This is a genomic window from Pseudomonas sp. GW821-FHT01E10 (genome assembly GCF_059422365.1).
The window spans coordinates 181,470-197,233 of the sequence record NZ_JBWKWT010000004.1 but is presented as its reverse complement, the minus strand read 5'-3'; the positions used below and the strand labels follow the sequence as shown (position 1 = coordinate 197,233).

Genomic DNA, 15,764 nt, shown 5'->3' with positions numbered 1-15,764 from the left:
ACCGAGCGGCTGATCGGCTTCTTCGTCAACACCCAGGTGCTCAAGACCGAGTTCGACGCTCAGGCCACGTTCAGCACGCTGCTGGCCCAGGTCAAACAGACCGCGATGGCCGCCCAGGCGCATCAGGACCTGCCTTTCGAGCAATTGGTCGAGGCCTTGCAGCCGGAACGCAGCCTGAGCTACAGCCCGCTGTTCCAGGTCATGTACAACCACCAGAGCACCGGCGCCAGCCAAAGCCGCCAGGGCACGGGCGAGTCGGCGCTGACGATCCGCCACTTGCATCAGCCCTCGCGCACCGCGCAATTCGACCTGACCCTGGAAACCTTCGACGGCCCCGAGGGCCTCGGCGCACAGCTGACCTATGCCACCGACCTGTTTGACGGCGCGACCATCGAGCGTCTGGCACGGCATTGGCAAAACCTGTTGGGCAGCATCGTTGCCGATCCGCAGCAGCGTGTAGGCGAACTAGGTCTGCTCGACGAAACCGAACAACAGCAGGTGCTGGTCGACTGGAACCGCAGCGCCGCCGAATACCCGACTGACCGTTGCATTCATCAATTGATCGAAGCCCAGGCGATGCGCACGCCAGAGGCCACGGCGTTGGTGTTCGACGGGCAATCCCTGAGTTATGCACAACTCAATCGCCAGGCCAACCAGTTGGCCCATCGGCTGATCGAACGGGGCGTCGGCCCGGATCAGTTGGTCGGTATCGCCATCGACCGCAGCCTGGAAATGCTGATCGGGCTGTTGGCGATTCTCAAGGCGGGCGGTGCCTACGTGCCGCTGGACCCGCAATACCCTGAAGACCGTCTGGCGCACATGATCGAAGACAGTGGCTTGCAACTGCTGCTGACCCAGGCGCATTTGATCGGGCAATTGCCGATTCCGGCCGGCGTGCAGACCCTGTTGCTCGACCCGCAAGGCGAGCACGCTCGCGGTTACAGCGAGGCCGATCCGCAGGTAGCGCTCAGCGGTGAACACCTGGCGTATGCGATTTACACCTCCGGCTCCACCGGCAAGCCCAAAGGGGTGATGGTGCGCCATCAGGCGCTGGTGAACTTCGTGGTGAGCATGGTCAAGGCGCCGGGCATCGAGGCCCAGGACCGCATGCTGTCGCTGACCACGTTCTCGTTCGATATTTTCGGCCTGGAAATCTACGGCCCGCTGCTCAGCGGTGCCGGTGTGGTGTTGGTGGACAAGCACACCGCCCAGGATCCGCAAGCGCTGCTGGAGATGATCCGGCAACAGCAAGTCACGGTGGTGCAAGCCACGCCGTCGACCTGGCGCATGTTGCTCGACCATGAACAGGCGCCCACCCTCCAGGGTTGTAAATTCCTCTGCGGTGGCGAAGCGCTGGCCGATGACCTGGCCCAACGCATGCTCGGTCTGGCGGGGCAGGTCTGGAACCTTTATGGCCCGACCGAAACCACCATCTGGTCGGCGGCCTGGCAGCTGACCCGCGAGCAGCGCCAGCCGTACCTGGGCAAACCGATTGCCAACACCACGCTGTACATTTTGGGTGATGACCTGGCACCGAACCCGGCGGGCTCGATTGGCGAACTGCTGATCGGCGGCGACGGCCTGGCCCGTGGGTATCACGACCGAGCGGCAATGACCGCCGAGCGCTTCCTGCCCGACCCGTTCGGCAACGGCGCGCGGCTGTACCGTACCGGCGATCTGGCACGCCATCGTCATGACGGCGTGCTCGAATACATGGGGCGTATCGACCATCAAGTGAAGATCCGCGGTTTCCGCATCGAACTGGGTGAAATCGAGGCGCGTTTGCTGGAGCAGCCAGCAGTCCGTGAAGTGGCGGTGCTGGCGCAGGAAGCCCTGGGCAGCCAGCAACTGGTGGCCTATGTGGTCGCGCCGCAACTGGACCTCGATGCCGCCGACGAGCAACTGCGTCTGCGCGATGAACTCAAGGCGCGGCTCAAGGAATGCCTGCCGGAATTCATGGTCCCGGCGCATCTGCTGTTCCTCGCCAACCTACCGCTGACACCTAACGGCAAACTCAATCGCAAGGCGTTGCCAGCGGTGGACGCGAGCCAGTTACAGGCGCGTTATGTCGCCCCACAGAGCGAGCGGCAACAGCAAGTCGCCGCCATCTGGCAGGACGTACTGAAGCTGGACCGCGTGGGCCTGACCGACAACTTCTTCGAGCTGGGCGGGCACTCCCTGCTGGTGACCCAAGTGGTGTCGCGGGTGCGTCGGGTGCTGGGCATTCAGGTGCCGTTGCGCAGCCTGTTCGAGCACAGCACCCTGGAGGATTTCGTCCAGGCGCTGGGCGCCGAGCCGGGCGAACAGTCACCGCCGATGACCCGGGTCGACCGAGACCAACCGCTGGCACTGTCCTTTGCCCAGGAGCGCCAATGGTTCCTGTGGAAAATGGACCCCGACAGCGCCGCCTACAACATCCCGACCGCGCTGCGGATGCGCGGCGCGCTGGACAAAAACGCCCTGCAACGCAGCTTTGAGGCGCTGGTGGAGCGCCACGAAAGTTTGCGCACAGCGTTCGTCGAGGAAGATGGCCGCACCTGGCAGGTGATCCGCCCGCAAGGCCGCATCAGTTTTGTCGAGCAACGTCTGGCTGCCAGCGATGAAGCGAGCATCAAGGCCTTCGTCGAACAGGAGACGCAACGCCCGTTCGATGTGCTCGACGGCTCGTTGGTGCGCTTCGTTCTGCTGCAGGTGGGCGAGCAGGATCACGTGCTGATTCTGACCCTACACCACATCGTCTCCGATGCCTGGTCGTTGCAGGTGATGACCGATGATTTGATGGCCCTGTATGCGGCGCTCAGCCAGGGCCGGCCGGCCGCACTGCCGCCATTGCCGGTGCAGTACGCCGACTACGCGGTGTGGCAGCGTCAATGGATGGCCGCCGGCGAACGGGATCGGCAGTTGGCCTACTGGCGCGAAAAACTCGGCAGCGAACAGCCGCTGCTGGAGCTGCTGGAGCTGCCACTGGATCATCCGCGCCCGGCGCAGCAAAGTTTTCGTGGCGCGCGTCTGCCGATTGCCCTCGACGAATCCCTGAGCAATGCCCTGAAGGCCTTGGCCCGACGGGAAAACGTCACGCTGTTCATGCTGTTGCTCGGCTCGTTCCAGACCTTGCTGCATCGCTACAGCGGCCAGGTCGATATCCGCGTCGGCGTGCCGATTGCCAACCGTAATCGGCTGGAAACCGAGCGTCTGATCGGTTTCTTCGTCAACACCCAGGTGCTGCGCGCCGAGTTCGACGGCCAGCTGACGGGCGCGCAATTGCTGCAACAGGTGAAGCAGACGGCCATGGCGGCGCAGATGCATCAGGACCTGCCGTTCGAGCAACTGGTCGATGCGCTGCAACCGCAACGCAACCTGAGCCATAGCCCGCTGTTCCAGGCGATGTTCAACCATCGCAGCGAAGCGGCCTCAACGCTGGCCGAATCGTTGCCGGGCATCGAGCTGGCAAACCTCAGTTGGGAACACCGCACCGCGCAGTTCGACCTGACCCTGGACACCAGTGATAACCCGCAAGGCCTGCACGCGTCACTGACCTACGCCACTGATTTGTTCGAGCCATCGACCATCGAGCGCATGGGCCGGCACTGGCTGAATCTGTTGCAGGGCCTGGTCGAGGACATCCACCGTCCGGTCGGGCAATTGGCGTTGCTCGATGACCGCGAGCGGCAATTGACGGTCGCCGGTTGGAACGCCACCGCTGTCGACTACCCGTTGCATCGCAGCGTGCAGGCGCTGATCGAAGAGCAGGTCGGTAAAACCCCGCAGGCGTGTGCGCTGGTGTTTGCCGAGCAACGCTTGAGCTACGCCGAACTCAATGGCCGCGCCAACCAACTGGCTCACGTGCTGATCGAGCAGGGCGTCGGCCCGGATGTGCTGGTGGGCATCGCGGTCGAGCGGTCGGTGGAAATGGTCGTGGGCCTGCTGGCGATTCTCAAGGCGGGCGGTGCCTATTTGCCGTTGGACCCGGAATACCCACAGGAACGTTTGGCCTACATGTTTGAAGACAGCGGCATCCAGTTGCTGCTGACCCAGAGCCATTTGCTTGAGCAATTGCCGATTCCGGCCGGCATTCGCAGCCTGGTGCTGGATCAGGACGGCGACTGGCTGGAAGGCCGCAGCGATGCCAACCCTGGCGTTGATCTCGACGGGGAAAACCTTGCCTATGTGATCTACACCTCGGGCTCCACCGGCAAACCCAAAGGCGCGGGCAACCGTCATTCGGCACTGATCAATCGTCTGTGCTGGATGCAACAGGCCTATCGGCTCGACGCCACGGACAGCGTGCTGCAAAAGACCCCGTTCAGTTTCGACGTGTCGGTCTGGGAGTTCTTCTGGCCGCTGCTGACCGGTTCGACCCTGGTGGTGGCCGCGCCGGGTATTCATCGTGATCCGGCGCAGTTGATCGAACTGATCACCGCGCAACGCATCACCACGCTGCACTTCGTACCGTCGATGTTGCAGGCGTTCCTGCAAGACCCTGCGGTGGGCCAGTGCCGCAGCCTGACCCGGATTGTCTGCAGCGGCGAAGCCCTGCCAGTGGACGCGCAGCAGCAAGTGTTTGCCAAGCTGCCGAATGCCGGGCTGTACAACCTCTACGGCCCGACCGAAGCGGCCATCGACGTCACGCACTGGACGTGCGTCGACGAAGGGCGCGACAGCGTGCCGATCGGCCAGCCGATCGCCAACCTGGGCACTTACATTCTCGATCACGAGTTGTCGCCGGTGCCGGTGGGCGTGATTGGTGAGTTGTACCTGGGCGGCGAAGGCCTGGCCCGGGGTTATCACCGTCGTCCATCGCTCACGGCGGATCGCTTCGCGACCAGCCCGTTCGGTGACGGCCAGCGTCTGTACCGCACCGGCGACCTGGCGCGTTATCGCGCCGACGGGGTGATCGAATACGCCGGGCGCATGGACCATCAGGTGAAAATCCGTGGCCTGCGCATCGAATTGGGCGAGATCGAAGCGCGCCTGGCCGAACACGCCGAAGTCCGTGAAACCGTGGTCATCGCCCAGGACGGCACGCTGCTGGTGGCGTATGTGGTGCCGGCCCGTGATGCGTTGCTGCACGCCGACGATGAAACTCGCAACGCCTTGCAGCGCAGTCTCAAGGAACACCTGAGCCAGACATTGCCGGACTACATGGTCCCGCAGCATTGGCTGTGGCTGGAAAAAATGCCGGTCAGCCCCAACGGCAAACTGGAACGCAAGGCGTTGCCCAAGGCCGACACCACGGCCAGCAGCAAGGCTTACACCGCCCCGACCAGCGCTATGGAACAAGCGCTGGTGGAGATCTGGCAAAGCGTGCTGGGTCGGTCGCAGGTGGGAATCAGCGACAACTTCTTCGAGCTGGGCGGCGATTCGATCATCTCGATCCAGGTAGTCAGCCGGGCGCGTCAGGCGGGGATTCATTTCAGCCCCAAAGACCTGTTCCTGCACCAGAACGTGCAAAGCCTCGCGGCGGTGGCGAAGGTCGGCGACAGCGACTTGCGCATCGACCAGGGCCCGGTCACTGGCGATACGCCGTTGCTGCCATTCCAGCAGTTGTTCTTTGAACGCGAGATGGCCGAGCCGCACCACTGGAACCAGTCGGTGCTGCTCAAGTCCGCCAAACCACTGCACGCCGAACACCTGGAGCGGGCGTTGCAGGCGCTGGTCAGCCATCACGACGCGTTGCGTCTGGCCTTCACCCGTCAGGGTAATAAATGGACCGCGCAGCATCGCTCCCTGGCCGAGCAACAGGCGCTCTGGCAACAGTCGCCGCTGCTGTGGACCGCCGACGTTGCTGATGCGGCGGCACTCGAACAGTTGGGCGAACAGGCACAGCGCAGCCTCGAACTGGCGAACGGTAATCTGCTGCGCGCGGTGCTGGCGAACATGGCCGATGGCAGTCAGCGACTGTTGCTGGTGATCCATCACCTGGTGGTCGACGGCGTGTCCTGGCGGATTCTGCTCGAAGACCTGCAACAGGCCTGCGAGCAGTTGCAGGCGGGCCAAACGCTCACATTGCCGGCCAAGACCAGCGCCACCCAGGCCTGGGCGCGACGCTTGCAACAACATGCCGACAGCCCGGCGATGCAGGCTCAGCTGAGGTTCTGGCAAGAGCAGTTGCAGGGTTCACGCAATGACTTGCCCTGCGATCGACCCCAGGGCGAGTTGCACAATCGCCACGCCTTGCATGTGCAGACCCGTCTGGACAAACAGCAGACTCGCCAGCTGTTGCAGGAGGCGCCGGCGGCCTATCGCACGCAGGTCAACGACCTGTTGCTGACGGCGCTGGCGCGGGTGATTGCGGACTGGACGGGTGAAGCCTCGACCCTGATCCAGCTCGAAGGCCACGGTCGCGAGGCGCTGTTCGACGAACTCGATTTGAGCCGCAGCGTGGGTTGGTTCACCAGTCTGTTCCCGGTTCGGCTGACCCCGGCGAGCACGCCGCAAGACTCGATCAAGACGATCAAGGAGCAACTGCGGGCGATCCCCGATAAAGGCCTGGGCTTTGGCGCGCTGCGCTACCTGGGCAACGACAGTACCCGGCAAATGCTGCAAGCCTTGCCCGTGCCGCGCATTACCTTCAACTACCTCGGCCAGTTCGATGCCGGGTTCGGCGACGAGGCGGGCGCACTGTTCACCCCGGCCAGCGAATCGGCGGGCGCGGAGCAAAGTCCGCTGGCACCGCTGGACAACTGGCTGACCCTCAATGGCCGGGTGTATGGCGGCGAATTGAGTATTGGCTGGACGTTCAGCGGGCAGATGTTCGATCCGTCGACCATCGAGCGATTGGCGCAGGCTTATGCGCGGGAACTGGGGCTGTTGATCGAGCACTGCTGTGAGGCTCGGCATCAGGGCCTGACACCGTCGGACTTCCCGCTGGCCGGGTTGACGCAACGCCAGCTTGATTCATTGCCCGTGACGCCACGCCAGGTCGAAGACATTTACCCGCTGTCACCGATGCAGCAAGGCATGCTGTTCCACACCCTCTACGAGCAGCAGGCCGGCGATTACATCAATCAGCTGTGCGTGGATGTCGAAGGCTTGAACGTCGAGCGTTTCCGCGAGGCCTGGCAAGCGGCAATGGATGCGCACGATGTGCTGCGCAGTAGTTTTGTCTGGGACGGCGAGTTCAAGCGTCCGTTGCAGGTGATTCACAAGCAACTGGCCGTGCCGTTCACCTTCCATGACTGGCGCGACCACAGCGATGTGGCCCTGGCGCTCAGCGAACTGGCGGCCGCACAGCGCCAGCAGGGTTTTGACCTTGCCGCCGCACCGTTGCTGAACCTGACGGTGGTGCGTCTCGACACCGCGCGTTTTCACCTGATCTACACCAGCCATCACATCTTGATGGACGGCTGGAGCAATTCGCAGCTGCTCGGGGAAGTGCTGCAACGCTACAGCGGCCAGGTGCCGGCGAACACGGCGGGGCGTTATCGCGACTACATCGAATGGCTGACGCAACAGGACGCGCAGGTCACCGAAGGTTTCTGGAAAGGCCAGTTGGCCGGGTTCGATGAGCCGACCCGGTTGGCCAAAGCGCTGGTGTGGACCGGCAGCGAAGCGGCCAACGCCGCCCAGGGCGAGCATTTCCTGACCCTGGACCTGGCGCAGACCGCCGGGCTCAACACGTTTGCACGGGAACAGAAAGTCACCCTCAACACCCTGGTGCAAGCCGCCTGGTTGCTGCTGTTGCAACGCTATACCGGGCTGGACACAGTCAGCTTCGGTGCCACGGTGTCCGGACGTCCGGCGCAATTGGCCGGGGTCGAACAGCAGATCGGCCTGTTCATCAACACCTTGCCGGTGGTCGCCAGCCCACGGGCCGAACAGCCGTTGGCGCAGTGGTTGCAACAGGTGCAGGCGCAGAACCTGGCCTTGCGTGAGCAAGAACACACCGCGCTGTTCGACATCCAGCGTTGGGCCGGGCAGGGCGGCGAAGCCCTGTTCGACAACATTCTGGTGTTCGAGAACTACCCGATCTCCGAAGCCCTGCAACAGGGCGCACCGCAAGATCTGCGCTTCGGCGAAGTGGGTAACTTCGAGCAAACCAATTACCCGTTGACCCTGTCGGTAAACCTCGGCGCTGAGTTGTCGTTTCAACTGAGTTTCGATCGTCAGCAGTTCGATGACGCCGCGATTGAACAACTGGCCGGGCATCTCGCGCACCTGCTGTTGCAGATGGTCGAGGCACCTGCCGCCAGTGCCGTGGGCGATCTGGCCCTGGTCTCGACCGCTGTGCGCGAGCCGCTGGCGCTGCCGGTCGATGACGTGTGCGTGCAGCGTTTGTTTGAACGGCAAGCCGAACGCACGCCGCACGCGCTGGCGTTGATTTTCGACGAGCAACGCCTGAGTTATGCCCAGCTCAATGCCCAGGCCAACCAATTGGCCCGCGTGCTGCTGCAACACGGCGTCGGCCCCGAAGTGCTGGTGGGCATTGCGGTCGAGCGTTCGACGCAGATGATCATTAGCCTGCTGGCGGTGCTCAAGGCCGGTGGCGCCTACGTGCCGCTGGACCCGGAGTACCCGGCCGAGCGACTGGGCGCGATGATCGAGGACAGTGGTCTGCGTGTGCTGTTGACCCAAAGCCACCTCGTGCCGAAGTTGCCAGAAGCTGCGGGTGTGACCGTCCTGAGCCTGGATCAACTGGATTACCCGACCCGGACCGACAATCTGCCGCAGCGCAGCGGCCCGCAAAACCTGGCGTATGTGATGTTCACCTCGGGCTCCACCGGGCGCCCGAAAGGCGTTGGCATCACTCAATCGGCGCTGACCCGTCATGCCCGGGTGGCCCTGGATTTCCTCGGCCTCACGCCGCAGGACCGCTCGCTGCAATTTGCCACGTTCAACTTCGATGCCTTTGTCGAGCAGCTTTACCCGGCACTGATTTGCGGTGCCTCGGTGGTGCTGCGCGGGCCGGATATCTGGGACAGCGAGACCTGGTATCGCGAATTGCGCGACAAGCAGTTCAGCGTCAGCGACCTGACCACTGCCTACTGGAATATGTTGGCCAAGGACCTCGCGGCGGCGGGTTATCGTGACTATGGTGCGTTGCGCCAGGTGATCGTCGGTGGCGAAGCCATGCCGCCGGAAGGTGTTGCCGCCTGGGGCCAGGCCGGGCTGGGCCATGTGCGCCTGCTGAACACCTACGGCCCGACCGAAGCCACGGTCAGCGCCACGCTGTTCGATTGCAGCGACTACGTGTCCGGCCGCGACCCGTTGCCGGTGACCATGCCGATTGGCCGGGCGTTGGGCGGCCGGGCGATTCATGTGCTCGACACCCAGGGCCAACCGGCGCCGGTCGGTGTGGTCGGGGAATTGGTGATTGGCGGTGAGCTGCTCGCACGGGGCTACTTCCAGCGCCCGGAATTGACCGCCGAGCGCTTCATTCCCGACCCGTTCGATCCACTGGGTGGTGGCCGCGTGTACCGTACCGGCGACCTCGCGCGTTATCGCGCCGACGGCGTGATTGAGTACGTCGGGCGGGTCGATCATCAAGTGAAGATTCGTGGATTGCGCATCGAGCTCGGTGAAATAGAAACCCATCTGCTGCGGGTTCCTGCGGTGCGTCAGGCACTGGTGGTGGCGCAACCGGGCGCCATCGGTCAGCAATTGGTGGCGTACGTGGTGTTCGACGATCCGGCGCAAGCCAGCGCCGATTCATCCACGCTGGCGGCGTTGCGCGGTGACATCAAGGCACGCTTGAAGGCCAGCCTGCCGGATTACATGGTTCCGGCCCATGTGCTGTTCCTCGAAGGCCTGCCCCTGAGCCCGAATGGCAAGATCGATCGCAAGGCCTTGCCGGGCGTCGATGCCAATCTGGCGGCGTTGGACTATGTCGCGCCTGAAGGTGCACTGGAACAGCAGATCGCTACGGTCTGGCAGGACGTGCTGGAACTGCAACAGGTCGGCCGCGACGATCACTTTTTCGAACTGGGCGGGCATTCCCTGCTCGCCACGCAAGCGGTCTCGCGCCTGCGCAAACTCACGGCCTGTACGTTGAGCCTGCGCGACCTGTTCGGCCATCCGCGACTCAAGGACCTCGCGGCGTGGATCGCGCGGCAGCAGGGCACACCTGAGCCGAACGGCCACGGTGTGGTGCTCAAGGCCCATGGCACCCGGCACAGCGCACCGTTGTCGCTGGTGCAGCGTCGCTTGTGGATCGCCGAGCAATTGTCCGGCGGCACCGCGGCCTATGGCATGCCGATGGCCTCGCGTTTGCGTGGTGAGTTGTCGGTGGAACGGCTGATCAGCAGTTTCGCCGAGGTGGTGCGCCGCCATGAAGTGCTGCGTACCGCGTATACCCAGGACGATGAAGGTGACCCGATTGCCGTGATCGCCGAGCAGGTTGAACTGGATTTCCCGGTGATCGATTTGTCCGCTCTGTCCCGCAGTGCCCAGGAAGAATGGGTGGCGCAAGCAGCACTGGAAAACGCGCGCACCCCGATTGATATGGAACACGCACCGCTGTTGCGTGGACGGATCCTGCACCTGGGGCCGACCGAGCATGTGATGCTTTATGCGATGCACCACATCATTTCCGATGGTTGGTCGATGGGCTTGCTGGTCAACGAACTGGTGCAGATTTACCACCGCACCAAGGCCGGTGACCTGACCCCGTTGCCGGCGCTGGAGGTGCAGTATTCCGACTTCGCGCTGTGGCAGCAGGAACTGGAACAGCAAGGCGTGCTGGCGCGCCAGGCCGAGTACTGGAAAGCGCGGCTCGCGGGCTATGACGGGCATCTGAAGTTGCCATCGGACAACCCCCGTGGCTTGACACCGTCCTATGCGGGTGACTCGGTGCAGTTCCAGCTCACCACGCCACTCAGCACGGCCTTGCGCCAGTTGTCGATGGACGCGGGCGTCACGCTGTACAGCACGCTGCTGGCCTCGTTCCAGGTGTTGTTGCACCAGATCAGCGGCGTTGCGGATGTGTTGGTCGGCGCCGACGTGGCCGGGCGTGAACAGCCGGAGCTTGAACGGTTGATCGGCTTCTTCGTCAACGTCTTGCCGTTGCGTTCGCAGTTCGACGCCACCACGCCGTTCGCCCGATTCCTGGGCCAGACCCAGGAATCCCTGCTCAGTGCCCTGGAGCATCAGGACCTGCCGTTCGACATGATCGTCGACGCCTCGGACGTGCCGCGGCACAAGGGCATGAACCCGCTGGTGCAAGTGTTGTTCGTGATGAACAACCTGCCGGGACGCACCCAGGCCATCGGCGGTTTGAGCGTGGAATCGCTGCCGGCGCTGGAGACCCATTCTAAATTCGACATGGCGTTGTTCGTTGACGATGAAGCAGGGCAATTGCTGGGTAATTGGCAATTCGCCACAACCTTGTTCGGACACGAGCGCATCCAGCACCTGGTGAAGGCCTGGATAGCCCTGTTGGAACAGATCGTCGCTGATCAGGACATTCAATTGGGAGCTATCAGCATGCCAGTCGACAATTTAGCGGTGGCCGCCAAGCCTGCCGTCCCCGGACCCAAGGCCGACAAACTCGGTAAGTTCCTCAAGCGTGGCGCCGCCCCGGCGGCCAAGGCCCGACCGGCGCCAATACGCGAATCGCTGATCGCCGCGCCACAGCCGTTCCCGCTGCTGCTGGAACCGAACGAGCCGCACCTGGACTTGATCGAGTGGATCAACAACAACCGGCCGCTGATCGAAGAAAAACTCGCCAGGCATGCCGGGATTCTGTTCCGTGGTTTCGAACTGGATGGCATTCAAGGCTTCGAGGCGTTTGCCGAAGCGATCCAGCCAGGGCTTTACGGCCAGTATGGCGATCTGCCGAAGAAAGAGGGCGGCAAGAACACCTACCGCTCCACGCCGTACCCGGAACGCAAGATGATCCTGTTCCATAACGAGAGCTCCCATCAGGATCGCTGGCCGCGCAAGCAGATGTTCTATTGCGAGCAAGCCGCGTCCATTGGCGGTGCGACTCCAGTGGTGGATTGCCGGTTGATGTACGAAAAACTGCCGGCGGACCTGCGGGACAAGTTCGAGGAAAAAGGCCTGCTTTACGTGCGCACCTTCACCGACAACCTCGACGTGTCCTGGCAGCATTTCTTCAAGACTGAAGACCGTGCTGAGGTGGAGGCCCGTTGCCGGGCCGGTGGCATCGAATGGCGCTGGCTCGACAACAACGAATTGCAAACCCGCACCCCAGGGCCGGCCATCATTCGTCACCCGGTGACCGGCGCCAAATCGTTCTTCAACCAGGTGCAACTGCATCACATCTATTGGCTGGAGCCGGACGTGCGGGAAGACCTGTTGTCGATGTTCGGCCTGGACCGCTTGCCGCGCCACGTGTTCTACGGCGACGGCACGCCGATCGAAGACGAAGTGATGCAACGCATCGGTGACTTGTACGAAGAATGCGCGGTGCGTTTCGACTGGCAAAAAGGCGACGCCATCCTGCTCGACAACATGCTGGTGGCCCATGCCCGTGATCCGTTCGAAGGCCCGCGCAAGATTGTCGTGGCCATGGGCGATATGTTCGACCGCAGCGCCCTTGAACGCGAAATGAACACCGAGGAAACCGGAGCATGAACGAGGTATCGATGGACCAGCAGGACCTGGGTTACGCCTTGACGCCTGAACAGCAACGGTGGCTGGAGCAGTTGCCCAAGGCCCCGGCCTGTGGTGATGCGCTGCATTTCCTGGAGGTCGAGATCAGCGGCGCCCTCGATCCGCAGCGGGTGCAAAACGCACTGGATCGCTTGCTGGCGCAACAGCCGATGCTGATTGCGCGGCTGGGCAAGGCGCCGGGATTCCATGGTGTCCGACAGTTCGTCGGGGGGGCGGAGCGCTTCCCGCTGAGCGTGCAGGCGCGGGTCGATACCCCGGCCGGTATTCAGGCTCAGCTCAGCGAATGGGCGGAACGTGCTTTTGTCGTCGGTGAATCCGAAGGCGCGCAAGCGGTGCTCTATCGCCTGGCCGATGATCAATGGAAATTGGTCTTGGGCCTGGCCCGGCACAGCCTCGATCAAAGCGGCGTGCGGTTGCTGTATCAGCAATTGGTGCGGGCCTATGGGCAACAGTCGGCGGCGGACGACGAAGAGACCGGTGAATTCACCCAGTACCTGGAATGGCGCAGTGAAGTGGTGCTCGACGAAGACGCGGCCGGCGCACGTACTTACTGGCAGGAACACCTGCAAGGCGCCGATCCCGATTTGAGTACTCCGTGGCTGGCCTATCGCAACGGGAATCCTGGATTGTCGTCGGCCACTGAATCGCTGGCGCTCACGCTCGATCCGGCACTGCGCAGCGGTTTGCAGCAAGTGGTCGGGGCGTTGGAGCAATCGCCGAGTGTGGTGCTGCAAGCGGCCTGGTGGCTGTTGCTGGGTCGGCTCAGCGGGCATCAACAGGTGCTGGTCGGGGTGCGGCATGACAGTCGCGAAGATTACCAATACTTCAGTAATGCCGTGGGCGTGTTCGAGAAAACCCTGCCGCTGAACCTGTCACTGACGGCGAATGCAGCATTCAGCACTTGGGTGGCGGAGTTGGCGGCGCGCCTGGATGAGCACCGTACGTGGCAGGAATACTGGTCGCCTGAACTGGCGCCGACGGCGGCTCGCCCGGCCTATTGTTTTGCCGTGTGCCGGGCCATGCAAGCCGCGACGTCCGCTGATCTGCAATGGACTCCGCGTTTGGCGGTGCGCGAAGCACGGTTTGAATTAATGCTTGAACTGGAAACGGACGAGGCGGGCAGCGCCCACGGGTTCCACCTGCATTACACCCCGTCCCGTTACTCGGTTCAGGCGATGGAAGGGTTGCTGGAGCAGCTGCGCGTATTGCTCGAAAACATCGTTGCCAATCTTCACGCCGAACTCGGTCAACTGAACGTGTTGGGAGCCGCCGAACAACAGCGCTTGCTGTCGATAAACCCGCCAGCGCGAGCACGGGTCGATAGCCGGTTCTTGCCGCAGCGCATTGCCGACTGGGCCCGGACCACGCCGCAAGCCATCGCCTTGACTGACGGCGATCGACGCCTGAGTTACGGGCAGTTGCAGACGAAGGTCGAGGTGTTGGCCCAGGCATTAAAAGCCCAGGGCATGGCGCCGGGGGCTATCGTCGCGCTGGCCTTGCCACGCTCGGCGGAGCTGGTGATCGCCATGCTCGCGGCGTGGCGCATCGGCGCCGCGTACCTGCCGCTGGACCCGCAATGGCCGCAAGCCCGTCAAGCCTTGATGCTGGAACAGGCCGGCGCTGCGTTGCTGCTGGTCGACGCCGGGCACATCGCGCAATGGCACGATTATCCGTTGCCTCTGGCGACCGTGGATCGTGTGCTGCAATCGGCCCCGGCGAGCACGTCGGCCATCACCCACGATACACAGGGCGATCAGGCGGCGTATGTGCTGTTCACCTCCGGCTCCACCGGTATGCCGAAAGGCGTGGTCATCGAGCATAGGCAATTACTTAATTACACCGCTCACGTCAGCCAGGCCCTGGGGCTGGATCAATGCCAGCAGTTCGGCTTCACCTCCACGGTGGCGGCGGACCTGGGCAACACGGCGCTGTTCGGCGCCTTGTTCAACGGCGCCGCACTGCATGTGGCCAGCGATGAGCAAATGCAGGACGGCAATTTGTTTGCCGACTTCCTGCAACGGCAAGCCATCGATTGCCTGAAGATCGTTCCGTCGCACCTGGCCGCGCTGCTCGACAGCGAACGCGCGCAACTGCCGCGCACGCTGGTGCTGGGTGGCGAGCCGATTGCCCAGGCATTGGTGCAACGGATCGCCGGTTTGCGCAGTGATTGCCGGGTGTTCAATCACTACGGCCCGACCGAGGCCACGGTCGGCGTGCTGGTTCATCCGCTGGATCTGGAGGCGGCGGTGCCTGACGCCGGCGTTCTGTCCCGGGTGTTGGGCAACAATCAGGTGTTTGTACTCGACGATAACCGGCAACTGGCGCCGGTCGGTGTGCTGGGCGAGTTGTACCTCGGCGGCGCGCAGTTGTGTCGCGGCTACGTGAATGTCGAGGCCGATTCGCAAGTGTTCATCCAGAGCCCGTTCAATCCGCAGGAGCGCCTGTACCGCACCGGCGACCTGGCCCGCTATCGCCCGGATCTGGCGATTGCGTTGCACGGTCGGCGCGATCAGCAAATCAAGGTACGGGGTTTCCGTATCGAACTGGCAGAGATCGAAGCCGAGTTACTGCGTGTGCCGCAGGTCGCGCAAGCACTGGTGTTGCCGGGGCCGTCCGCGCAAGACGGGATGCTCGCGTTCATCGTGCCGCATCAGGCGCCTTCGGCGACTTTGCTCGATGCCGTTCGCGACGAACTGGCGCTGCGTCTGCCCAGTGTGATGCTGCCGCAGCACTTGCAGTTGATCGACAGCTTCCCGCGACTGGCCAACGGCAAGGTTGACCGCAAGGCCTTGCAACAACTCGCGTCCACCTCGGCTGACGATGAAGGCATGCAACCCCGCGATGCTCTTGAGCAATTGCTGGTGACGCGCATGGCGCAGTTACTGGGGGTTGAGCGTCTGGGCATCGACCGGGACTTTTTCGCCGCTGGGGGCCATTCCTTGCTGGTGATCAAACTGGTGGCCGGCATTCGCAAGTTGTTGCAGTGCGAAATCCAGCCGGGCGTGGTGTTTGACCATCCGACCGTGGCGGGGCTGGCGGCGGCGTTGCGCTCCCGGGAAAGCAGTCCGGGTCAGTTGGAGAAAATCGCCCAGGCGCGGTTGCGTCTGGACAACATGAGCCCCGAAGAAAAAGCGTTGCTCACCGAAAAAGCCCGGCACCTGCAAAACGCCAAGGCTGCACAAAACGGTTGA

Annotated in this window: 2 protein-coding genes (1 of these 2 only partly in view); both read left to right on the top strand. The window is 63.2% G+C overall.

From position 1 onward, the window contains the following. Positions 1 to 12,534: the 3' portion of a non-ribosomal peptide synthetase gene (locus AC07V0_RS09990; protein WP_086945108.1), read on the top strand. The gene continues 993 nt to the left of window position 1, outside the view; 12,534 of the gene's 13,527 nt are visible here — the last part of the coding sequence; its start codon lies beyond the left edge, outside the window; it ends in the stop codon at positions 12,532 to 12,534. Beyond that, on the top strand, positions 12,531 to 15,764 hold the full coding sequence (locus AC07V0_RS09985) for a non-ribosomal peptide synthetase (RefSeq protein WP_086945107.1): 3,234 nt from the start codon (positions 12,531 to 12,533) through the stop codon (positions 15,762 to 15,764). Before AC07V0_RS09990 ends, AC07V0_RS09985 begins: the two co-directional genes overlap by 4 nt.

What these genes read in the sequence shown, in the direction of transcription:
- AC07V0_RS09985 (WP_086945107.1), top strand. Translation starts at nt 12,531, where the DNA reads ATGAACGAGGTATCGATGGACCAGCAGGACCTGGGTTACGCCTTGACG.